Consider the following 20511-nt stretch of genomic DNA (forward strand, 5'->3'; position numbering starts at 1 on the left):
ATTCTTGACTGTTTAGGTAGGCTAATATAGCCGATGCGCAACCCAGCCGCCAAGGCAAGGCAATTCCAGAAAAATCCATTGGAGACGGGACATGCTGCTTCGGCGCACTGCTATATCCGTCTGCGCCCTCATGGCGGCTCTTCCGTCCGTGGCGCAGGACATTCAACTCGACGCGATCACCATCGAGGGCGATTTCGAGGACACCTTCTTCGGCGATGCCGTGGCCCTCGACAGCAACGTGACCAAGACCGGCGCCTCGATCGCCCGGACGCCGCGCGCGATTTCGGTCGTGACCGAGGCCGAGATCGCCGAACGCGGCGCCCAGGACGTCGAGCAGGCGCTGCAATACAGTGCCGGGGTTTTTGCCGGCGAGTATGGCCTCGACAACCGTTCGGACTGGTATCTCGTGCGCGGCTTCCGTCCCGCCACTTTCCATGACGGGCTGCCGGCGCGCTACGGCTTCTACAATGATACCAAGCCCGAGCCTTTCCTGCTCTCCGAGATCGGCGTGCTGCGCGGTCCGGCTTCAGGCCTTTACGGCAATGGCGAGGTCGGCGGCGTCGTGAACACCGGGTCCAAAACCTCCACCGAGGTCTCCGACAACGTCGCCCAGTTCCAGATCGGGTCGCATGATCGCCGCCAGGTCAGCCTCGACATGTCGCACGACCTCAACGCCGACGGCAGCCTGCGCGGCCGCCTCGTGGCACTGGCCCGCGACAGCGAGACCCAAGTCGATTATAGCCGCGACGACGCCTTCGCGATCGCCCCCTCGATCACGTGGGAGCCGCAGCTCGGCACCAAGCTGACCCTTCTGGCCAATCACCAAGAGAACCAGGGCAGCCCGATGATCCAGTTCGCTTCTCTCTACGGCACGCTGGAACCGGCGCCGAACGGTGAATTCCTCGACGACAGCCTGTTCGTCGGTGAGCCGGGTTTCGACCGCTTCGACAGCGAAAGCCGTGGCCTGACGCTTCTGGCCGAGCATCGCCTGTCGCCGGTTTGGTCGCTCGACGCCCGGATGCGCGCAAGCCGGGGCGAGGCCGACTACCGGCACGCCTGGTGGGCCTTCGACGACTACCCGACGCGCTTCAACGATGACGGCACGATCGACCGCACCTTCTATCGCGCCGAGAACGAGCTCGAGACCTTTGGCACCGATCTCGCCGCCACTGCCGACTATTCGGTAGGCGAAGTCGAAATGCAGACCCTGCTCGGCCTGAGCTACAACCGCGGCAAATACGACAGCGACTTCGGCTATGGCGAGCAGATCGCCACGATCGATCCCTTCGATCCCGACTATGTTGGCGCCCCGAACGTCACCGTGACCGACAATCCCGCCAGTACGGTAGAGGAACGGGGCGTCTACGTGCAGAACCGGGCGACCTTCGGCGGAAGCCTGCATCTCGACACCGGGCTGCGCTATGGCGAGATTGAAACCGGCGAGACCACGGGCGCCTTCAGCTCGGCGGCGGTCAACGCCGAAGACGACGCCGTGACCGGCAATGTCGCGCTCCTTTACGCCTTCGAAAATGGCGTCTCGGCTTATGCGAGCTATGCCGAGAGCTTCCGGCAGGAGATCGTCGGCACCGATGCGCAGGGCGATCCATTCGAGCCGACGCGCGGCGATCAGTACGAGGTCGGGCTGAAATACCAGCCGCTGGGGTCCAACAGTCTGTTCACCGCGGCATTGTTCGACCTGACCAAGTCCAACCTCGCCATTGCCGATCCGGACAATCCCGGCTTCAGCATCCAGACAGGCGAAGTCGAGGTGCGGGGGCTCGAATTGGAGGCCCAGACCCGCTGGCGCGATCTTCGCTTCGATGCGAACTGGACCCTGCTCGACACCGAGAATGCCGATGGCAATGCCATCGCCTCCGTGGCCGAGAGCTTTGGCTCAGCCTGGGTTACCTTCGACCCCGAGACGGGCCCGGCGCAGGGGTGGCAGGCAGGCGCCGGAGTCCGCTACTCGGGCGAAAAGCAGGATGGCAGCGGCAGCAGCACCACGCCGGATTACACGCTTTATGATGCGCGGATCGCCTATGGCACCGACGACTACGAGGTGGCTCTCAACATCCGCAACGTGGCTAACGAGGAGCATGTGACCTACTGCGCCAGCGCCGCCTGCTACTTCGGCGAGGGCCGCGACATCTCGCTGACCACCAGCATCAAATTCTGAAACCACGAGCGGAGGCGCTCCGGGGCGCCTCCGCCGCTATGGGACGGCAACCACAGCCGGATCCAATGAACTAAGCACGGATCATCGTGTTAGTAATCAACAGCTATGGCGGCGATGATGGCCCTGGGAGCGAGATCATAGGGTCTAAAGCTGCCAACCCTGCTCGAAAAGAGATGTCGGCTCCAATCGGCCCGAAGTCGGATCCCGCTGCGGTTCTATCTCACATCCCTTCGAGTGCCACGGCGATGCCTTGGCCCACGCCGATGCACATGGTCGAGAGCGACTTCTCACCCGGTTTGAGATCCAGCGCGGCGGTGCCGGTGATCCGCGCGCCAGACATGCCCAGCGGGTGTCCGAGCGCGATGGCGCCGCCATTGCGGTTCACCCGTGGGTCGTCATCGGCGATGCCGAGATCACGCAGCGTGGCGAGCCCCTGGCTCGCGAAGGCCTCGTTCAGCTCGATCACCGCGAAGCCGTCCGGCGCCAATCCAAGCCGCGCCATCAGCTTCTTCGAGGCGGGCGCGGGGCCAAAGCCCATGATGCGCGGCGCGACGCCCGCTGTGGCACCGCCAAGGATACGCGCGATCGGGGTCAACCCGTGCTTCTTCGCCGCCTCGGCGGAAGCGATGACCAGCGCCGCCGCGCCGTCATTGACGCCCGAGGCGTTGCCCGCCGTCACCGAGCCACCATCGCGGAACGGGGCGCGCAGCTTGGCCAGCGCCTCGAGCGAGGTGGCGCGGGGATGCTCGTCGGTGTCGACGATCCTCGGATCACCTTTGCGCTGCGGGATCTCGACGGGGATGATCTCACGCGCCAGCCGTCCCGAGGCGATGGCCTCGGCGGCCTTGACCTGGCTGCGCAGCGCGAAGGCGTCCTGATCCTCGCGGCTGATTGCAAAATTCTCGGCCACGTTCTCGGCCGTCTCCGGCATCGAGTCGACGCCGTATTGTGCCTTCATCAGCGGGTTCACGAAGCGCCAACCGATGGTGGTGTCGAAGATCTCGGCGGCGCGGGAAAACCCGCTTTCGGCCTTTGGCATAACAAATGGCGCGCGGGACATGCTTTCGACGCCGCCCGCGATGATCAACTCCGCCTCGCCGGCACGGATCGCCCGCGCGGCGGTGATCACCGCGTCCATGCCCGAGCCGCAGAGCCGATTCATCGTCGTGCCCGGCACCGTCACCGGCAGACCGGCGAGCAGCGCCGACATCCGCGCGACGTTGCGGTTGTCCTCGCCCGCCTGGTTGGCACAGCCATAGATCACCTCGTCGACCGCCTCCCAGTCGACCCCTCCGTTGCGCGCCATCAGCGCACGCAGCGGAATCGCCCCGAGATCGTCGGCGCGCACGCCAGCCAGCGCGCCGCCATAGCGGCCGATGGGGGTGCGAATGTAGTCGCAGATATAGGCGTCGGTCATGTCAGAGCTCCGGAACGGTGAGGTCGGCCACGGGGCCGTCGAGATTGAGCGTCGCGCCGGTCACGGCTTGCAGATCGTTGAGCGAGATCGCGGCGAGCTTCTCGCGCAACACGAAGCGGCCCCCCTCGATATCCACCACCGCCAGCGAGGTGTAGACCCGCGTCACGCAAGCGACCCCGGTGAGCGGCAGCGAGCAGCGCTCCACCAGCTTGGGCGCGCCGGTCTTGGTGACGTGGTCGGTGATGACCGCCACGCGCCTGGCGCCATGCACCAGATCCATCGCACCGCCCACCGCCGGAACGCCGCCTTTGCCGACGCTCCAGTTCGCCAGATCGCCGGTTTCGGCCACCTCGAAGGCACCGAGGATCGCCACGTCGAGATGGCCGCCGCGCACCATGGCGAAGCTGTCGGCGTGGTGGAAGAAGGCAGCGCCGGGATTGAGCGTCACCGCCTTCTTGCCGGCGTTGATCAGGTCCCAGTCCTCCTCGCCCGGCGCCGGTGCGGGGCCGAAATCGAGGATACCGTTCTCAGTGTGATAGATCGCCTGCCGCCCCGCGACCTGGTAGCGCGCCACCATCTCGGGGAAGCCGATACCGAGGTTCACGTAAGCGCCGTCCTCGATGTCCTGCGCCGCGCGCCAGGCGATCTGGGCGTTCGACAGCTTGATGTCTGAAATGTCGGTCATGGATACACGGCCTCCGCCCGGTTCAGCTCCTCTTCCTGTTGCGGGGCTTCGACCCGCACCAGCCGCTTCACAAAGATGCCCGGCGTCACCACCTGCTCGGGGTCGATCTCGCCCGGCGCCACGATGCGCGTCGCCTGCACGATCGAGACGGCGGCGGCGCTGCACATCAGCGGTCCGAAGTTGCGCCCCGCCGCGCGGTAGGTCAGGTTGCCGTGCCGGTCGGCCGTCTCGGCCTTGACCAGCGCGTAGTCGGCCTTGAGCCATCGTTCCTGCACGTAGCCACGCCCGTCGAACTCGGCCGTGGGCTTGCCCGCCGCCAGGTCGGTGCCAAAGGAGGTCGGCGTGTAGAAGGCCGGTATGCCCGCCCCGCCCGCGCGGATTCGCTCGGCCAGCGTGCCCTGCGGCACCAGCTCCAGCTCGATCTCGCCCGCGAGATAGCGCTGTGTGAAGGCGCGCGGGTCCTTCGATTTCGGGAAGGAGCAGATCAGCTTGGCGACCATCCCCGCCTCGATCATCGCGGCGAGGCCGACATGGCCGTTGCCCGCGTTGTTGTTGATCACGGTGAGGCTCTTTGGCCCCGCATCGATCAGCGCGTGGATCAGCTCGATCGGCGCGCCCGAGCCGCCGAAACCGCCGATCATCACGCTTGCGCCGTCGGGGATGTCCGCCACCGCCTCGGCGGGGCTGGCGACCGTCTTGTCCATTCTCCTACTCCTCCGCTACGCCGCGCCATGGCGCGGATCCATGGCGTCCGTCCTACGGTTCGGCACACTGCCGGAGCAAGCGGCGGCGTTCGCATCTCGATCTTTGTTCAGTCACCGTCTAAATTTGTGCGCATGGCGAACAAATCATCCGATGTCATCGCGGCCTTCACCAAGGGCCTGCGCGTGATCGAAGCCTTCGACGCGGACCATCCGCGACTTTCCGTGGCCGAGACAGCCGCGCGCACGGGGCTTGATCGCGCCACGGCGCGACGCTGCCTGCTGACGCTGGCGGCGGAGGGTTACGCCGCCCATGACGGAAAGTACTTCACGCTGACACCGCGGGTGCTGCGGCTCGGCATGGCGGCGCTCGCCACCCTGCCGCTGGCGCAGATCGTGCAACCTTGGCTCGACCAACTGTCCGAGCGAGTTGGTCAGTCGGCCTCGGTTGCGATCCGCGACGATACCGAGATCGTCTATCTCGCCCGCGCCGCGCAGAAGCGGGTGATGTCGATCGGGCTGATGCCCGGCTCGCGGCTGCCGGCGCATTGCACCTCGCTCGGCCGGGTGCTGCTAGCCGCGCTGCCAGAGACAGAAGCTCGTGCCATTGTCGAACGCAGCGATCTCGCGCCGCGCACGGCCCTGAGCCTGACCGACCCGGAAGAGATCATGGCCCGGGTGGCGGCGGCGCGCGACGAGGGCCATGCGATCATCGACCAGGAGGTCGAGATCGGGCTGCGCTCGATTGCGGTGTCATTGCGCAATACCCGCGGGCAGGTTGTCGCCGCGCTCAACATCGGGCTCGCCGCGACCCAGAGCGAGGCCGGGGAACTGGCACGCCGGTTTCTCCCGGAGATGCGCCGCCTGCAGGCAGGGCTAGAGAGAGTGCTCTCCTGACGATCCAACGCTCCGGAGCGTGTTGCAGAGCCCCGTCGCCGCCGAGAGACTCCGGCCCGAGGCCATGACCATCTGGGGCAGGATCATCCATTCGAGCGCCCAAGCCGCGCCGGAGCGCTCCTGCTCGTGAATCAATGATTGGTGCATGCCTGAAAGCTGTGTCGCGTTGAACCGTGCCAGCGTCACAAGAAGTTCGGCCAGGACCGGGTTCTGCTTGTGGGGCATGGCCGAGGAGGCGCCGCCTCCGGCGATCGAGATCTCAGGCGGAGATTGCTGTGCCATAAGGGCGATGTCCTGCCCCATCTTGCCCAGGCTCCCGCTGATCAGCGACAAAAGACCGGCGAATTCGGCTATGCCGTCGCGGCGCGCGTGCCATTGCGGTCCGTTCGCCAGACCGAGCTCCCGGGCGAGATGAGCCGCGATGGCCTCGCCGTGCCCGTTCAATCCTTCGCGCGTGCCGACCGGGCCGCCGAACTGAAGCTTGGCGACCTGGGGCGCGAGCCGGTCGAGCCTGTCCAGGTGATCGCCGAGCGGTTGCGCCCAAGCATCAATCCGGTCGCCCACCGTAATCGGCAGCGCCGCTTGCATCCGCGTGCGGCCCATGAGCGACCGCGTCCCGTGCCGGTCGCGCATTTCGGCAAGGTCGCTGGCCAGCGCGGTGATCCGGCCACGCAGCAGCGTGCAGCTGTCACGCAGGCAGCAGGCCAGCGCCGTGTCGATCACGTCCTGAGATGTCGCCCCTTTGTGGACTGCCGCCGCCGCTTCTCCCGCCGCTGCCTTGAGCTGCGCCACCAGATCCGGGACCGGTAAACCGTCCGTTGCCGTGGCGTTGGCAAGGCGGACGGTGTCGATCCGAGCCGCCTCGATGGCCCGGGCCGCAGCCGCTGCAACCTCGGGGGATGCAATCCCCACCGCCCCCAAGGCACGGCTATAAGCCGCCTCGAAGCCGATCATATGCTTGAGATGGGCGTCCGCGCTCCAGAGCGCCGCCATCTCGGCATCGCCGAACAGACCCGATAGCCAAGGGTGGTCGAACACCGCGCTCATCCGAGGCGGTCCAAAAGGTCCTGCAGCATCTCCACGACTGCCTCGGGTGCCTCGATGCAGGGCAGGTGCCCGACCCCATCGAGGCAGCGATATTCAGCGCCGGGGATCAGTTCCGCCAGTTCCCGTACCAGCGCGGGCGGCGTCGCGCCGTCCCTCTCGCCCGCAAGGCAAAGCGTGGGCACGGCGATGGCCTTCGCTGCATCGGTCAGGTCAGCATCGCGGATCGCCCGGCAGGTGGCGGCGTAGCCCGCCGCAGGTGTCCGGGTCAGCATGTTGCGCCAGCCCGCCAGCTGTTCGGGATGCGCGGCCCTGTAGTCCGGCGAGAGCCAGCGCTCGAGGATCGGCTCGGAGATTGCGGCGATGCCGTCGCGCTCCACCGTCTCAATCCGGGCATTCCAAGTCGCGGCATCGCCGATCCGGTGGCCGGTATTGGACAAGAGCAGCCCCCCAACGAGATCGGGCCGGTCATGGGCCAGTCGCTGTGCGATCATCCCCCCGACCGAAACGCCGCAGACGAGGGTGCGGGAATACCCGTACAGATCCATGAGCCCAGCAAGGTCGGCAGCAAGGCCCGACATGTTGGTCGCCCCCTCATCGGAGAGCCCATGGCCCCGCTTGTCCCACAAGAGCAGCGGCCTGGTGGGATCGAGACCGGCCACCACCGCCTGCCAGATCCGCAGGTCGGTGCCAAGTGAGTTTACGAAGACCACCGGTCGGCCGTCGCCCGGCCGCACGATATGGTGCAGCACCTTGCCGTTCGGCGCGGCGAACCGCAGCCCTGCCTCGCGATCGTGCATCCCATCCTCCCTCAAAGTTGGGGCATCTTCAGGTGCAGGATCTTGCGCGCCTGCTGCCATGTCGCCACCGGACGCTCGTACTTATCGCACAGACCGACGGCGCGTTTCACCAGTGCTGCGTTCGACGGTGCGAGCGTTTCGCGGTCGATGCGCACATTGTCCTCAAGGCCGGTGCGGGTGTGGCCTCCCTTGGCAATGGCCCATTCGTTGATCGTGAGCTGCGCCGCACCGATCCCGGCGGCACACCACTGTGCGTCGGGCGCGAGGCGCTTTAGCGTCTCGATGTAGAAATCGAAAATTGGCTCGTCGACCGGCATCGCGTTCTTCACCCCCATCACGAACTGCACGTAGAGCGGCCCTTTAAGCCGCCCGTCGGCAGCCATGCGCGTCGCTTGCACGATATGCGACAGATCGAAGGCTTCGATCTCGGGTTTCACGTCATGAATGATCATTTCCGAGGCGAGCCAGTCCACCAGGTCGGGCGGGTTCTCGTAGACCCGCGTCGGGAAGTTGTTCGAGCCCACCGAGAGCGACGCCATGTCCGGTTTCAGCCCCAGCATGCCTCCACGCTCGCGTCCCGCGCCTGAGCGACCGCCGGTGGAAAGCTGCACGATCATGCCCGGACAGTGCCGCTCGATCCCCTCCTTGAGGCGCGCGAAACGCTCGGGGTCGGAGGTAGGGCGGCCCTCCTCGTCGCGCACATGACAATGCGCGATGCTGGCCCCCGCCTGAAAAGCCTCATGCGTACTTTCAACCTGTTCAGCGATGCTGATCGGCACCGCGGGGTTGTTAGCCTTGGTAGGCAGGCTGCCGGTGATCGCGACGCAGATGATGCAGGGATCGGTCATAGGCCCACCTCAGATGTCGAAGAAGATCGTCTCATTCTCGCCCTGAAGGCGGATGTCGAAGCGGTAGGCGCCCTCCCCCTCGGGCCGCGCCAGGAGCGTCGGGATGCGGTCTCGGTGTTCGATCCGCGCGAGGATCGGATCGGCAGCGTTAGCCCCGATCTCATCAGCGAAGTAGAGCCGCGTCTGCAGCCCGAGATTGATCCCGCGCGCGACGATCCAAACCGAGACATGCGGCGCCATGAGCCGCCCGTCGCGAAACGGCACCGCGCCGGGCTTCACCGTCTCGAAGGCGAATTCGCCGGTTTCCATGTCGCCCGCCTGCCGCCCCCAGCCGGCGACGCCCGGGTCGGCGCCGTCCTGACCGGCATAGCGCCCGGCGGCGTCGGCCTGCCAGATCTCGACCATTGCATCCTTGAGTGCAGCGCCGGTTCCGTCGAACACGGTGCCGCGGATGGTGATCCGTTCACCTTTCGCGTCGCCGGTGATTATCCGTGTCCCGAGGTCTTCCTCGTAAACTCCTTCGATCCCTGCAAAATTCGGCAGAGCGCCGATATGCACATAGGGGCCCGCCGTCTGGCTCGGGCTTTCCTTCAGGCGCTCGATCCGTTGCATCACAGCCCCTCCATGCGGTTCTCGAACAGGGTTTGGCGACGGCCCCTGAGCACGATGTCGAAACGATAGACCCGCGCATCCATCGGGATCGTCGCCTCCATGTCGAGCTGTGCCACGAGGCTTTCGATCCCATCGCGGGTGGGGATGGTGCCGACGATCGGGCAGTGCCAGATCATTGGATCGCCTTCGAAATACATCTGGGTAACCAGCCGCTGGCCCCAGCTTTGCCCAAAGACCGAGAAATGGATATGTGCGGGCCGCCAGTCGTTCGGCCCGTTGGGCCAGGGATAGGGCCCCGGCTGAATGGTGCGGAACTCGTAATTGCCGAACGCGTCCGTGAGGCAGCGTCCACAGCCGCCAAAATCCGGATCGAGCGGGGCGAGGTAACCCTCCTTCTTGTGGCGGTACCGCCCACCGGCATTGGCCTGCCAGACCTCGACCAGCGCGTCCGGCACGCCGCGCCCGTCCTGATCAAGCACCCGGCCCTGCACCACGATGCGCGGGCCGATGGCCCCCTCAGGGCTCTTCGCGAAATTGTGGATCAGGTCGGCATCGAGCGGCCCCAGCACGTCACGGGTAAAGACCGGTCCGGTCTCCTCGCTCAGCGTCGTTGGGAAGGAGATCGGCGCGCGCGAAGGTGAGCGCGCGACGGAGGTCTTGTAGGCAGGCGTCAGCGCCGCCGGATGCCAGGCACGGTCGCGTGCGTAGAGCCCGCCGCCTGCCCGGTCGTGACCGCCCGGGGTCTGGGTTACGGCCTGTTTCTGCTTGAATGGGGTCATGTCGCCTCCATCTCCGCGAAGGTCTTCTTGGCGATCGCGATTGCGTGGTTGGCTCGCGGGACACCGGCATAGATCGCGACATGCAGCAAGGCCTCGAGCACGTCGTCGCGGCTGGCGCCTGTGTTCGCGGTCGCCCGCAAGTGCAGCGCCAACTCGTGATCATTGCCCAAGCCCGCCAGCAGCGCGATAGTCAGCATCGACCGCTCGCGGTCGCTGATCGTGCCGCGCGACCAGACATGGCCCCATGCCGCGTCGGTGATCATCGCCTGGAACGGCGCGTCGAAGTCGGTCTTGGCCACCTCGGCGCGATCGACATGGGCATCGCCCAGCACCCGCCGGCGCGTCGCCATCCCGGTTTCTCTCAGATCGCCCATCACATCTTCCCCCATCTCAGTATGGCAGCCCGACATAGTTCTCGGCCATTGCCTGCTGCGCGGCCCGGTTGGTGCGGAGAAATTCCAGCTCAGCACGCTGCATCCGCAGGTCGAAGGGGCTCTGGTCCGGGTAGCGGTGCAGCAGCGACGAGAACCACCAGGAAAACCGCTCGGCCTTCCAGACCCGCGCCAACGCCCGCTCGGAATAGCGGTCGATCCCCTCGTCGTAGCCTTCCTCGTAGAACTGTCGAAGCCCGTTGTAGAGGTAGTGCACGTCCGAGGCGGCGGTATTCAGCCCCTTGGCTCCAGTGGGCGGCACGATATGCGCGGCATCCCCGCACAGGAATAGCCTTCCCCAGCGCATGGGTTCGGTGACGAAGGAGCGCAGGGGCGCGATCGACTTCTCGATCGACGGCCCGGTGACCAGCCGCTCGGCCACCTCGCCCGGCAGCCGCCGCTTCAACTCTTGCCAGAAGGCCGCGTCGGTCCAGTCCTCCGGCTTGTCGCTGAGCGCGCACTGGATGTAGTAGCGGCTGAGGTTGACGTTGCGCATCGAGCACAGCGCGAAGCCACGCTCGGAGTTGGCGTAGATCAGTTCGTCATCCACAGGCGGCGTCTCGCTGAGGATGCCGAGCCAGCCGAAGGGGTAGGTCTTCTCGTATTCGCGCCGCACCGAAAGCGGGATGGTCTGACGGCTGACCCCGTGGAACCCGTCGCAGCCCGCCACGAAGTCGCAGTCGATCCGGTGCTCGGTGCCGCCCTGATGGAAGGTGACATGCGGCGCGTCGGTGTCAGCGTCGTGGATCTCGACATGCTCGACCTCGAACTCGATTTGACCATTCGCCTTTTCGCGCGCGTCATAGAGATCGCGCGTCACCTCGGTCTGGCCGTAGACCATGACCGAGTGACCAGTCAGCGCCTTGAAGTCGATATGGAACGTGCCGCCCTCATGGGCGATCAGCGTGCCGTCATGCGCAAAGCCCTCGCGCTGCATCCGCTCGGCCACGCCAGCCTCGCGCATCAGGTCGAGAAGCCCGCGCTCCAGCACGCCAGCGCGGATTCGGCTCAGCACGTAGCCGCGCGTTTTGCGCTCCAACACCACGTTGTCGATGCCCCGCACGTGCAAAAGCTGCGACAGCAGCAGGCCCGATGGGCCGCCGCCGATGATGACCACCTGTGTGCGCATCACGTCCTCCCTCTCTTGCGCAAAGGCTATCCGCCCCATATGCACAAGTAAAATGACCTTTTCGCCCCGTTTATTGCGAGGATCGGCAAGTAATGGATCGCCGCTTGAAGTTTCGCCAAGTCGAGGTCTTCGTCGAGATCACCCGTCGCCGTAGCCTCAAGGCGGCGGCCGAGCATCTGCACCTGACCCAGCCCGCGATCTCCAAGACGCTGCGCGAGTTGGAGACGCAACTCGGCGCGACGCTGCTGCTGCGCGACCGCGGCGGTGTGACGCTGACCCGCGAGGGGGCGGTGTTCCTGCAATTCGCGCAGATGAGCATCGCTGCGCTGAACCAGGGTCTCGACAGCCTCGAAGGCATCGGCGCGGGCACGGCGGCGCGGCTGGCGGTGGGCGCCCTGCCCTCGGTTGCGGCCAAGCTCTTGCCCGAGGCGGTGCGCATCCATGCCGACCGCGCGCCCGGTGCGCTCTTGCACATGGAGGACGGGCCGCACGGCTTTCTCACCGGCCGGCTGCGCGACGGCGCGCTCGACATGGTTGTGGGCCGGCTCGGCGCGGCCGAGACGATGACTGGCCTTAGCTTCACCCAGCTTTATTCCGAGCATGTCGCAGTCGTGGTCGCGCCCGATCACCCGCTGGCGGGGACCGCAGATCCGACGCTGATCGCCGGCTGGCCGGTCGTCTACCCGTCGGAGCGTTCGGCGATCCGGCCGCTGGTCGACCGCGCGATGATCGCCGCCGGCGCCGGCGTGCCGCCGAGCCGGATCGAAAGCGTCTCCGGCGCCTTCGGGCGCAACATGGCCCTCGGCGAGGCGCACGCGGTCTGGTTCATCAGCCACGGCGTCGTGGCGCGCGACATCACCGCCGGACGTCTGGTGGCGCTACCGATCGACATGTCCGGCACCGCCGGGCCGGTGGGTATCATGATGCGCGCCGAGGAAGAGCCGCTGCCCGCGCAGCGACTCTTCCGCCAGTCTCTCACCGACGCGGTGACAGCGCTCGACCTCGCCTAAGGCTGCCTACTAGCCCAAGAAGCGTACCAACCCCAGCGTGATCGCCGGAAAAGCGATCAGCGCTCCGATCCGGATCACGTCCGAGACCAGGAAGGGGAGAACGCCTCGGAAGCTCTCAATCATCGGCACATCGCGCGCCATGCCGTTGATGACGAAGACGTTCATCCCCACAGGAGGCGTAATCAGCCCAACCTCCACGACCACCACCGCGATGATGCCGAACCAGATCAGGGTATCTTCCTGTGACATGCCGAAATCGAGCCCCGCCACAATCGGGTAGAAAATCGGGATCGTCAGCAGCAGCATCGACATCGAATCCATGACGCAGCCTAGAAGCAGGTAGAGCAGCAGGATCGCCAGCAACACCAGCATCGGCGACAGCCCCGCCTCGGTGATTGCTTGCGCTATCAGCAGCGGCGTCCGGGTCTGCATCAGGAAGGCGTTGAAGGTTTCGGCCCCAAGCAGGATCAGAAAAATCATCGCCGTGGTCCCAGCCATGCCGCGCAGGCAGGCCATCAGCCCTTCGAGGCGCATCCCGCCGTGAAAGACCGCGAGCAGACCGGTCCCGAAAGCCCCGATGGCGGCCGCCTCGGTGGGGGTGAACCAACCGCGATACATGCCGACCACCACGAGTGCGAAGATCGCGATGATGGTCCATGTCTCGCGCAGCGCCGAGAGCTTCTCGCCCCATGACGCTCGTGGCCCGGCGGGACCATCTTCCGGATTGCGGTGTACGAAGACCGCGACCGCAATCATGTAGCCGACCGCTGCCAGCACCCCCGGCACCATAGCCGCCACGAACATCTTGGCGATGCTCTGCTCGGCCATTAGCGCGTAGAGCACGAGGATCACCGAAGGCGGGATCAGGATGCCCAGCGTGCCGCCCGCCGCCAATGAGCCGGTCGAAAGCGCTCCGGAATAGTTATGTCGCTTCATCTCGGGCAGCGCCACCTGCGCCATGGTAGCCGCCGTCGCCAGAGAGCTGCCGCAGATCGCACCGAAGGCCGCGCACCCCCCGATTGAGGCCATCGCCAGACCGCCCTTACGGTGGCCTAGAAAGGCCGCCGCGGTGCGAAACAGCGCCCGGCTCATCCCGGCGCGGGTCGCGAACTCCCCCATGAGCACAAAGAGCGGAATCACCGACAGCGAATAGGTTGAGAATTGGTGGAAGGTCGATGTCTTGAGGAACGCTAGCAGCGGCAGCATGCCGGTATGCAGCCCGTAGCCGCTAATGCCCACCGCGAGCATCGCGACCCCGATCGGCACCCGCACCGCCATCAGCACCAGGAGCGCCGCGAACCCCGCCAGCCCGGCGGCGATCCCGGTCATGCCCGCGCCCCGCGCAGATGCCCCAGCATGGTCGCCGCACAGGTCGTCACGAGAAGCGACATCGCCGGCAGCACGATGAAGAAACTCCACCAAACCGGCAGCCGCAGCACCATGGTCTGCTCGTCATACTCGTGCATCTCGACGCCCCCCAGCGTGAGTCGCCAAAGCAGGAGCGCCGCGATGGCGAGGTAAAGAAGATCACCCATCGCATCGAGCAGATGAGTCAGCCGCGGACCGGCCCTCTGGGTGAAGAAGTCGACCACTACGTTGCCACCCGTTGCCTGACACCAAGGCAGAAAACAGAAGATCGCGATCGCCGAGCCGATCTCGACCAGCTCGTAATCGCCGGGGATCGGCCGGCCCAGCACCCCGCGCAGGGTCACGCTCGCCACCGTCACTAGCATGATGGCAAGGATCGACAGCCCGCCGATCCCGGCGAAGACACGAGTGAGCCGCATCAGCCAGCCGGGGAGCGCGACGCGCCCCCCGTCCATGGTTCCGCTCTCGGACATGGGTCCGCCCTACTCGCCGCGCTGCGCGGCGATCATGGACCGCGCCGCGTCCAGAACCTCGGCGCCGTTCTCAGTGTTCTCGACCCAATCATCGATCACCGGCTGGGTTGCCGCCTTCCACTCGCCCAGCTTATCCTCAGGGATCACCACGACATTGCTTCCCGCGGCGATCGCCGCCTCGCGCTCCGCCGTTTCGGCCGCGTCGAAGGCCTCCCCTGCCAGTGGGGCAAGATTGACGCCGGAGTTGTCGTCGATCACCTGTCGCAAGTCGTCGGGCAGGTTCTCGTAGACGCGCTCGTTCATCACCAGCGCCATGACCGAGGTCGACAGCCCGCCGTTTTCCGATCCGATTTCGGTATGGTCCTTCGCCATCTCCTCGATCCTGAGCGAGCCGAACACCTCCCAGGGGATCACCGCGCCGTCGATGACCCCGGTTGTCAGTGCCTGCGCCACCTCGGGCACCGGCATGCCGACGGCTGTGGCGCCAAGCGCGCCAAGACCCTCGGTCATGGTGCGTGAGGGGGCGCGGATCTTTTTGCCAGCGAGGTCATCGAGGTTCTCGACCGGCCCGCCGCGCATGTGGAACTTGTAAGCCGCAGGCGCGTGCAGCAGCAGCGTATGCACGTCGTCCAGCTCCTCGCCAAGATACTCGGCTTGGAACTCCTGCAGCGCCATGGTGGTCTCGGTGGCGGAGCCAGCCACGAAGGGCAGCTCGAACACCTCCGAGATTGGGAAGCGGCCCGGGGTGTAGCCCAGAAGGGTCCAAGCCACGTCGACGATGCCGTCACGGGCTTGGTCAAAGAGCTGCGGCGGCTTGCCGCCAAGCTGCATCGACGGGTAGATCTGCACCTCGATGCGACCGTCCGACTGGCTCTCGACCATCTCCTTCCAAGGCTCCAGGACGCCGGTCTGGATCGGCGCCGCAGCAGGAAGGAAATGGTGTACCCTGAGCGTGACCTCTTGGGCCGCGGCCGGGCCGGCCAAGGAGACCGCCACCAGCGCAGTGCAAAGCTTCGTATTCATGTCATCTCCTCCAGATGTCCGCTCGTGCAGCAGGCAACGCCAGTCGACCCCATCGCAACTCGAAAGCCCCGAGCCCGTGCGACCGTTTCGGACCCGATAGGGGACGGCGGCCTAGATGGATGATGACGAGCATTCCTCTCCCACAGGGAAGATGGCATAACTGATCTGGCTGGGAAAATGACTTTTCGCGCCGATTACTTGCCGAAAATGGAAATCTAGCGGCCAGTATTCGGCCAATGAGCGCCGTTCAATGCCCGGACGACACGGCTCAGGCCTTCGGCACTCCCTTCGGCCGAACAAGTCTTTTCTGCGCCGCTATGCGGAACGGCGCGTTGGGCGCGCCATAGCCGCGATAGCCATCGCGACGCTCGACGATCTCGTAGAACAGGCCATCTGCGCTCGGCTGCGAATAGAGCTGGAAGAACTCCCCACGCTCATCGCGGTCGTAGAGGATCTGGTTGTCGCGCAGTCGGTCAAGCAGGCCCGGCGCGAGATCGAAGCGAGCGGCGAGATCATCATAGTAGTTTGACGGGATCGGTAGCGCCGAGAAACCACCTTTCGCCAGCGCCGATGCCGTCGAGAGGATGTCGTCGCAGGCGAAAGCAATGTGCTGAACGGCCGAGTTGAAGCTGTCGGCAAGGAAGCGACCTGCGAAGGTGCGGTGCGTCTCGGCGCCGTTCAGGGTGATGCGCAGCGCGCTGTCGGGCGCCTCGACCGCCTGGCTTCGCACCAGCCCGTCAGGATCGACGACATCGACCATCGGCGCCTTCGCCATGTCGAAGATCGAAGTGTAGAACAGGGTCCAGCTGAGCATCTCGTCATAGGCCATCGTCTCGGCGAGATGGTCAATTCGCGTCAGGCCAGCGCCAGCGAGGTCGGTGCCTTCGGAAACCGGCACGAAGTCCCGCTCCCAAACTCCGGCGAGATCCGAGGTCTCGTCAATGAAATGCATGACCGAGCCGCCTACCCCGCGGATCGCGGGGATGTCGGTTTCGCCCGGGCCGACCGGCTGGTGAAACGGGTTGGCGCCGAGCGCCTCGGCCCGGGCCTGCGTGGCGGTGGCATCCGACACGCCGATCCCGATGTCGCAGATGCTGGTGCCATGCGTCACGTAGGCGTCATGGGCAAAGCCGCGGGTCTCGGTGTTGATCACGACCCGGATCTCGCCCTGCTGCCACAGTGAGACGGATTTGCTGCGGTGCTGTCCGATCAACGCGAACCCCAGCGACCGAAGCTGCCGGGAGAGCTTGTCGCTTTCCGTGGCGCTAGTTGCGAACTCGATGAACTCCACGCCGGTCGTGGTGATCCGATCGGGCATCTCAGGCAGATCGAGTTTCAGTCCCGGCTCCTGCCGCCGAACCCGGTCCATCAGATGTGTGAGCGAGCGGTGGCCGTCGCGAGCAACTGTCTCGGGGCGACCGCCGCGAAACTGGTCGTTGAAAATCTCAAGGCTGACCGGTCCCGTGTAGCCTGTCGCCATCACCGCACGCATGAATGCATTGACGTCGAGATCACCTTCGCCAGGCATGTTTCGGTAGTGGCGCGACCAGTAGAGCAGATCCATTTCGATCAACGGCGCATCGGCGAGCTGTACAAAGAAAATCCGGTCGCCCGGGATGCGCCTGATCGTCTCCGGGTCGAGCTTGCGGCCCAGCGTGTGGAAGCTGTCAAGGATCAGCCCGACATTGGGATGGTCGGCGCGGCGCACCACCTCCCAGGCATCGCGATGATCGTTGACATGCCGCCCCCAGGCCAGCGCCTCGTAGCCCACGCGCAGCCCGCGCTCTGCGGCGCGCTGCCCGAGTTCACGGAAGTCATCGGCGGCGCGGTCGATGCCGCCCACTGCATCCTCGGCTACAGAAGAGCAGACCAGCACCAGATCGGTGCCCAGCTCCTGCATCAGGTCGAACTTGCGCTCGGCCCGGTCGAATGCCTTGATGCGGCGGGCGCCAGTCAGCCCCTCGAAATCGCGGAACGGCTGGAAGATCTCGATTGACAGCCCGTGGTCGCGGATCATCGCTCCGATCTCGGCGGGCGTACCGGCTTCGGCAATAAAGTCCTGCTCAAAGATCTCGATGCCGTCGAAGCCGGCAGCGGCGATGGCTTCGAGCTTCTCGCGCAGGTTTCCCGGTACGGAGACGGTGGCGATGGAGCGGCGCATGTTCAGTCCTCCCTGAGACGAGCGCGCAATGCGTCCTCGTCGAGACTGCGGCCGGTAAAGAGCCGCGAGGCGTGGACGCCCTGGTAGAAGTAGAGCTCCCAGCCGGAAATGATTTGCAGGCCCTCGGCGGCCGCGCATGTAAGAAACTGCGTATGCTCCGGCGTATAGACCGCGTCGAAGGCCCAGGATGCGCCCGCCATGGCTTGGCGCGGCAGCGGTGTCCCCGGGTATCCCTCCATGCCCAGAGGCGTGCAATTGATCAGCCCGTGGGCGCCGTGGCTCGCCTGTTCCGCATCGTCATGCACCTCGACGGCCATGCCCGGCGCTGCGGCGCGCAGCTCGCCTGCCAGAACCTCGGCCTTGCCGCGGTCACGGTCTACTAGCCTCAGCACCGTCGCGCCGAGGCCAGCAAGGCCGAAGGCCACGGCCCGGCCCACTCCGCCGGTACCGATCATCAGCACCGTGCCGGGGCGGGTGTCGCCCCGGACGCGGGCATAGGCCGCCTTGAAACCGGTATAGTCGGTATTGTGGCCCTTGGGCCCCTCCGGCTCGAACAGCACCGTGTTGACCGCACCGATGCCGCGAACCAGCGGATCCTCGACCGTCACCTTGCGCGCCGCGACCTCCTTGTAGGGATAGGTCACGTTGATGCCGCGGTAGCTGCGGGCGCATTCGGCAAAGACCGCGTGGAAATCCTGGCCCAGATCGGCAGGTATCAGGCTGTCATAGGTCGTGGGCCGGCCCAGCATCTCGCCGGCGATGCGGTGCAGCAGCGGCGAGCGCGAAGCACGGATGTTGTCGCCGATCAGGCCGAGACGAAGTGTCGGAGTGTCGGTGGTCATGGTGATGTCGCCTTGCATGGATCAGATCCCGTCGCCGCTGGCACGCAGCGCCGCCCGGCGCGCGCGCCAACCGGTCCAGATCGGGGTCTGGCTGAAGAAGATGAACAGGACCGCGAGCAGCAGGACCAGCGACAGCGGGCTGGTGACGATACCGCGGAGCAGCAGGCCGAGGCTCTCCTGGTCGGAGATAATCGCACGGCGCCAGTTCTCGTCGATCAGCCGGCTCAGGATCACGCCGAGGATCACCGGGCCGACCTGGTAGCCATAGGTCTTGAGCAGATAGCCGAAGGCGCCGAAGAGCAGCATCCAGTAGACATCGGTGATCGAGTTGTTCACGGCATAGGCGCCGACGATCGATAGAAGCAGGATCAGCGGGATCAGCACCGCGCGCGGCATCTCGACGATCTTGGTGAAGAGCCGGATGCCGGTGAGCCCGAAGATCAGCATGAAGATATTGGCCAGCACCAATGCCCCGGTGATGAACCAGAACATCTGCGGCTGCTCGATCATCAGCATCGGTCCCGGGTTCAGCCCGTGGATGAAGAGCGCGCCAATGATGATTGCGGTCACCGCGTCGCCGGGAATGCCCAGCGTCAGCATCGGGATGAAGGCACCGCCCACCGCGGCATTGTTGGCGGTTTCAGGCGCGACCAGCCCCTCATGCGCGCCCTCGCCGAACGGCACCTTCGGGTTCTTGGTAACCCGCTTGGCATGGTCATAGGCCATCAGTGCCGCGATATCTCCACCCGTTCCGGGCAACGCGCCGATGATGACGCCGATCGAGGAGGTCTGCACCGAGAGCGGCAGGAACTTCCAGATCGCGCCCCAGCTCGGCACGATGCGACCGATGGTCTGTTTGATCGCGGCTTTCTCGATATGGTGCAGCTGCGTCAGCGCCTCGGAGACGCCGAACAGGCCGATCATCACGGCGATGAAAGAAATGCCGCCCCACAGCTCGACCACCCCGAAGGTGAAGCGCTCCTGCGCGGTGAGCGGATCGAGCCCGACCGCCCCGATCAGCAAACCGAGGCTACCCGCGAAGACGCCCTTAAGCAGGCTCTCGCCCGAGAGCGAGCCAACGAGCAGGATGCCCAGGATCGCCAGCAGCATGTAGTCGCGCGGCTGAAAGGTCAGCGCGAACTCGGACACGAAGGGCGCGGCCACTGCCAGCACGCCGATGCCGATGAAGCCGCCGACGAAGGACATGACGGTCGACAGGCCGATCGCCTCACCCGCCTGCCCCTTCTGCGCCAGCGGATAGCCGTCGAGCGCGGTTGCAATGGCTGAGGGCGCGCCCGGGATGTTGAGCAGGATCGCGGTGCGCGAGCCGCCATAGACCCCGCCCATGTAGATGCCGACCATCAGGCACAGCGCCGGGTAGACATCCCAAGCGAAAGTGAAGGAGATCAGGATCGACACCGCCATGGTGACCGAGAGTCCTGGGATCGCACCCACGTAGATGCCCGCGAAGGTGCCCAAGGCCACGAGACCCAGAAGCTTCGGATCAAACCAGGCGATGGTGAAATATTGCAGCGCTTCGATCATTGCGCGTCCTCCCCCGAGAACAGACCGCCCAGCCAGGCCAGGATCTCGCCCTCAGGCACGATGCCCGACGGCATCAACACGGTGAAGACGATGCGGAAGATCAGGTAGACCAGCGCCAGCGAGAACAGCGAGATGCCGAAGCTCCATGCGAGGCCACGCTTGCGCAGGCCGTAGACCGAGAGCGTCAGGAACACGAGCGAGGTCGGCAGGAAACCGAGCGGCTTCAGCAGCAGCGCGTAGCCCAGCATCATCGCGAACATGATCAGGATGACGGGCGGCGTGATATCAGTGAAGAAGCGCAGCGGCGCACGGTCGGTCAGGCGAAGTGTCCTGAACAGAATTACCCCCGAGGACACCAGCATGATGAAGGTCACCGCCATGGGGAAGGCGCCGGGCGAGGACAGCGCCTCGAAGCCTGCGATCCCCCAGGCCTGCCAGAGCAGGAAGCCGCTCAAACCGACCAGAAACACCGCAAAGGCGGTCTCTCCGGGCATTTTCTTGTTCGGGTCATGCATGGATGTGTCCTCCCTGACAGTGCCATGGTCGGAAAATCGGTAGGCCGCCGCCACG

The 20511-nt window shown here is 65.7% G+C and carries 20 protein-coding genes; 3 read left to right on the forward strand and 17 right to left on the reverse strand.

The features are described from left to right. Positions 1 to 130 precede the first annotated feature (130 nt). Positions 131 to 2176 (forward strand): TonB-dependent siderophore receptor, encoded by a 2046-nt coding sequence (locus ACJASC_RS11885; protein ID WP_415146233.1) that lies wholly within the window; start codon positions 131 to 133, stop codon positions 2174 to 2176. A 220-nt stretch (positions 2177 to 2396) separates the two neighbouring features. Here the strand turns inward: ACJASC_RS11885 and pcaF are convergent, their stop codons facing one another. The 3 genes from pcaF to ACJASC_RS11900 are packed head-to-tail and all read right to left on the reverse strand — an operon-like array spanning position 2397 to position 4982. Continuing rightward, a complete protein-coding gene (pcaF, locus tag ACJASC_RS11890) occupies positions 2397 to 3593 on the reverse strand; it encodes a 3-oxoadipyl-CoA thiolase (RefSeq protein ID WP_415146234.1) in 1197 nt (398 codons plus the stop codon). Between the two features lies 1 nt (position 3594). Continuing rightward, positions 3595 to 4278 (reverse strand): 3-oxoacid CoA-transferase subunit B, encoded by a 684-nt coding sequence (locus tag ACJASC_RS11895; protein ID WP_415146235.1) that lies wholly within the window; start codon positions 4276 to 4278, stop codon positions 3595 to 3597. Beyond that, entirely contained in the window at positions 4275 to 4982 is a 708-nt protein-coding gene (locus tag ACJASC_RS11900) for a 3-oxoacid CoA-transferase subunit A (protein WP_415146236.1), read from the reverse strand. The genes ACJASC_RS11895 and ACJASC_RS11900 overlap by 4 nt, the downstream gene beginning before the upstream one ends. 132 nt (positions 4983 to 5114) lie before the next feature. On the opposite strand from ACJASC_RS11900, the gene ACJASC_RS11905 reads away from it, so the two are divergent. Then, on the forward strand, positions 5115 to 5876 hold the full coding sequence (locus ACJASC_RS11905; RefSeq protein WP_415146275.1) for an IclR family transcriptional regulator domain-containing protein: 762 nt from the start codon (positions 5115 to 5117) through the stop codon (positions 5874 to 5876). On the opposite strand, the gene ACJASC_RS11910 is transcribed toward ACJASC_RS11905, so the two are convergent. The 7 genes from ACJASC_RS11910 to pobA are packed head-to-tail and all read right to left on the reverse strand — an operon-like array spanning position 5856 to position 11519. Then, positions 5856 to 6923: a 3-carboxy-cis,cis-muconate cycloisomerase gene (locus ACJASC_RS11910; protein ID WP_415146237.1), complete on the reverse strand. Its 1068-nt coding sequence runs from the start codon at positions 6921 to 6923 to the stop codon at positions 5856 to 5858. The two genes, ACJASC_RS11905 and ACJASC_RS11910, sit on opposite strands and share 21 nt — an antisense overlap. After that, on the reverse strand, positions 6920 to 7720 hold the full coding sequence (pcaD, locus tag ACJASC_RS11915) for a 3-oxoadipate enol-lactonase (protein ID WP_415146238.1): 801 nt from the start codon (positions 7718 to 7720) through the stop codon (positions 6920 to 6922). The genes ACJASC_RS11910 and pcaD overlap by 4 nt, the downstream gene beginning before the upstream one ends. An 11-nt stretch (positions 7721 to 7731) precedes the next feature. Next, entirely contained in the window at positions 7732 to 8568 is an 837-nt protein-coding gene (locus ACJASC_RS11920; protein ID WP_415146239.1) for a 3-oxoadipate:acetyl-CoA acetyltransferase, read from the reverse strand. Between the two features lie 9 nt (positions 8569 to 8577). Beyond that, complete coding sequence (gene pcaG, locus ACJASC_RS11925; protein ID WP_415146240.1) at positions 8578 to 9180, reverse strand: protocatechuate 3,4-dioxygenase subunit alpha; 603 nt, start codon at positions 9178 to 9180, stop codon at positions 8578 to 8580. Then, the gene (pcaH, locus tag ACJASC_RS11930) at positions 9180 to 9959 is read right to left on the reverse strand and encodes a protocatechuate 3,4-dioxygenase subunit beta (protein ID WP_415146241.1); all 780 of its coding nucleotides are present in this window, start codon (positions 9957 to 9959) and stop codon (positions 9180 to 9182) included. Before pcaH ends, pcaG begins: the two co-directional genes overlap by 1 nt. Beyond that, the gene (gene pcaC / locus ACJASC_RS11935) at positions 9956 to 10333 is read right to left on the reverse strand and encodes a 4-carboxymuconolactone decarboxylase (protein ID WP_415146242.1); all 378 of its coding nucleotides are present in this window, start codon (positions 10331 to 10333) and stop codon (positions 9956 to 9958) included. The genes pcaH and pcaC overlap by 4 nt, the downstream gene beginning before the upstream one ends. A gap of 16 nt (positions 10334 to 10349) precedes the next feature. Then, a complete protein-coding gene (gene pobA, locus ACJASC_RS11940) occupies positions 10350 to 11519 on the reverse strand; it encodes a 4-hydroxybenzoate 3-monooxygenase (protein ID WP_415146243.1) in 1170 nt (389 codons plus the stop codon). 104 nt (positions 11520 to 11623) lie between these two features. Here pobA and pcaQ point away from each other — a divergent pair, with 104 nt between their 5' ends. Further along, positions 11624 to 12529 carry a pca operon transcription factor PcaQ gene (pcaQ, locus tag ACJASC_RS11945; RefSeq protein ID WP_415146244.1) on the forward strand — a complete coding sequence of 302 codons (906 nt, stop codon included), beginning with the start codon at positions 11624 to 11626 and terminating at the stop codon, positions 12527 to 12529. A 9-nt stretch (positions 12530 to 12538) separates the two neighbouring features. On the opposite strand, the gene ACJASC_RS11950 is transcribed toward pcaQ, so the two are convergent. The 7 genes from ACJASC_RS11950 to ACJASC_RS11980 all read right to left on the reverse strand — a co-directional run bounded on the left by ACJASC_RS11950 (position 12539) and on the right by ACJASC_RS11980 (position 20456). Continuing rightward, positions 12539 to 13858, reverse strand: a complete 1320-nt coding sequence (locus ACJASC_RS11950) for a TRAP transporter large permease (RefSeq protein ID WP_415146245.1) — start codon at positions 13856 to 13858, stop codon at positions 12539 to 12541. Then, the gene (locus tag ACJASC_RS11955) at positions 13855 to 14370 is read right to left on the reverse strand and encodes a TRAP transporter small permease (RefSeq protein WP_415146246.1); all 516 of its coding nucleotides are present in this window, start codon (positions 14368 to 14370) and stop codon (positions 13855 to 13857) included. Before ACJASC_RS11955 ends, ACJASC_RS11950 begins: the two co-directional genes overlap by 4 nt. A 9-nt stretch (positions 14371 to 14379) precedes the next feature. Further along, entirely contained in the window at positions 14380 to 15393 is a 1014-nt protein-coding gene (locus ACJASC_RS11960) for a TRAP transporter substrate-binding protein (protein ID WP_415146247.1), read from the reverse strand. 268 nt (positions 15394 to 15661) lie between these two features. Beyond that, positions 15662 to 17554 carry a bifunctional sugar phosphate isomerase/epimerase/4-hydroxyphenylpyruvate dioxygenase family protein gene (locus ACJASC_RS11965; RefSeq protein WP_415146248.1) on the reverse strand — a complete coding sequence of 631 codons (1893 nt, stop codon included), beginning with the start codon at positions 17552 to 17554 and terminating at the stop codon, positions 15662 to 15664. A 2-nt stretch (positions 17555 to 17556) separates the two neighbouring features. Next, a complete protein-coding gene (locus ACJASC_RS11970; RefSeq protein WP_415146249.1) occupies positions 17557 to 18396 on the reverse strand; it encodes a shikimate dehydrogenase family protein in 840 nt (279 codons plus the stop codon). Between the two features lie 21 nt (positions 18397 to 18417). Continuing rightward, complete coding sequence (locus ACJASC_RS11975) at positions 18418 to 19941, reverse strand: tripartite tricarboxylate transporter permease (protein WP_415146250.1); 1524 nt, start codon at positions 19939 to 19941, stop codon at positions 18418 to 18420. After that, a complete protein-coding gene (locus tag ACJASC_RS11980; RefSeq protein WP_415146251.1) occupies positions 19938 to 20456 on the reverse strand; it encodes a tripartite tricarboxylate transporter TctB family protein in 519 nt (172 codons plus the stop codon). The genes ACJASC_RS11975 and ACJASC_RS11980 overlap by 4 nt, the downstream gene beginning before the upstream one ends. Positions 20457 to 20511: the final 55 nt, after the last annotated feature.

Origin of the sequence: Limimaricola cinnabarinus, from assembly GCF_047631075.1 — a bacterium.
In the GTDB taxonomy this organism is placed as follows: domain Bacteria; phylum Pseudomonadota; class Alphaproteobacteria; order Rhodobacterales; family Rhodobacteraceae; genus Limimaricola; species Limimaricola cinnabarinus.

Bases quoted from the DNA above. Each gene is read 5' to 3' on its own strand.
- ACJASC_RS11885 (WP_415146233.1), top strand. From the start codon at position 131: ATGGCGGCTCTTCCGTCCGTGGCGCAGGACATTCAACTCGACGCGATC.
- pcaF (WP_415146234.1), bottom strand. From the start codon at position 3,593: ATGACCGACGCCTATATCTGCGACTACATTCGCACCCCCATCGGCCGC.
- ACJASC_RS11895 (WP_415146235.1), bottom strand. From the start codon at position 4,278: ATGACCGACATTTCAGACATCAAGCTGTCGAACGCCCAGATCGCCTGG.
- ACJASC_RS11900 (WP_415146236.1), bottom strand. From the start codon at position 4,982: ATGGACAAGACGGTCGCCAGCCCCGCCGAGGCGGTGGCGGACATCCCC.
- ACJASC_RS11905 (WP_415146275.1), top strand. From the start codon at position 5,115: ATGGCGAACAAATCATCCGATGTCATCGCGGCCTTCACCAAGGGCCTG.
- ACJASC_RS11910 (WP_415146237.1), bottom strand. From the start codon at position 6,923: ATGAGCGCGGTGTTCGACCACCCTTGGCTATCGGGTCTGTTCGGCGAT.
- pcaD (WP_415146238.1), bottom strand. From the start codon at position 7,720: ATGCACGATCGCGAGGCAGGGCTGCGGTTCGCCGCGCCGAACGGCAAG.
- ACJASC_RS11920 (WP_415146239.1), bottom strand. From the start codon at position 8,568: ATGACCGATCCCTGCATCATCTGCGTCGCGATCACCGGCAGCCTGCCT.
- pcaG (WP_415146240.1), bottom strand. From the start codon at position 9,180: ATGCAACGGATCGAGCGCCTGAAGGAAAGCCCGAGCCAGACGGCGGGC.
- pcaH (WP_415146241.1), bottom strand. From the start codon at position 9,959: ATGACCCCATTCAAGCAGAAACAGGCCGTAACCCAGACCCCGGGCGGT.
- pcaC (WP_415146242.1), bottom strand. From the start codon at position 10,333: ATGGGCGATCTGAGAGAAACCGGGATGGCGACGCGCCGGCGGGTGCTG.
- pobA (WP_415146243.1), bottom strand. From the start codon at position 11,519: ATGCGCACACAGGTGGTCATCATCGGCGGCGGCCCATCGGGCCTGCTG.
- ACJASC_RS11950 (WP_415146245.1), bottom strand. From the start codon at position 13,858: ATGACCGGGATCGCCGCCGGGCTGGCGGGGTTCGCGGCGCTCCTGGTG.
- ACJASC_RS11955 (WP_415146246.1), bottom strand. From the start codon at position 14,370: ATGTCCGAGAGCGGAACCATGGACGGGGGGCGCGTCGCGCTCCCCGGC.
- ACJASC_RS11960 (WP_415146247.1), bottom strand. From the start codon at position 15,393: ATGAATACGAAGCTTTGCACTGCGCTGGTGGCGGTCTCCTTGGCCGGC.
- ACJASC_RS11965 (WP_415146248.1), bottom strand. From the start codon at position 17,554: ATGCGCCGCTCCATCGCCACCGTCTCCGTACCGGGAAACCTGCGCGAG.
- ACJASC_RS11970 (WP_415146249.1), bottom strand. From the start codon at position 18,396: ATGACCACCGACACTCCGACACTTCGTCTCGGCCTGATCGGCGACAAC.
- ACJASC_RS11975 (WP_415146250.1), bottom strand. From the start codon at position 19,941: ATGATCGAAGCGCTGCAATATTTCACCATCGCCTGGTTTGATCCGAAG.
- ACJASC_RS11980 (WP_415146251.1), bottom strand. From the start codon at position 20,456: ATGCATGACCCGAACAAGAAAATGCCCGGAGAGACCGCCTTTGCGGTG.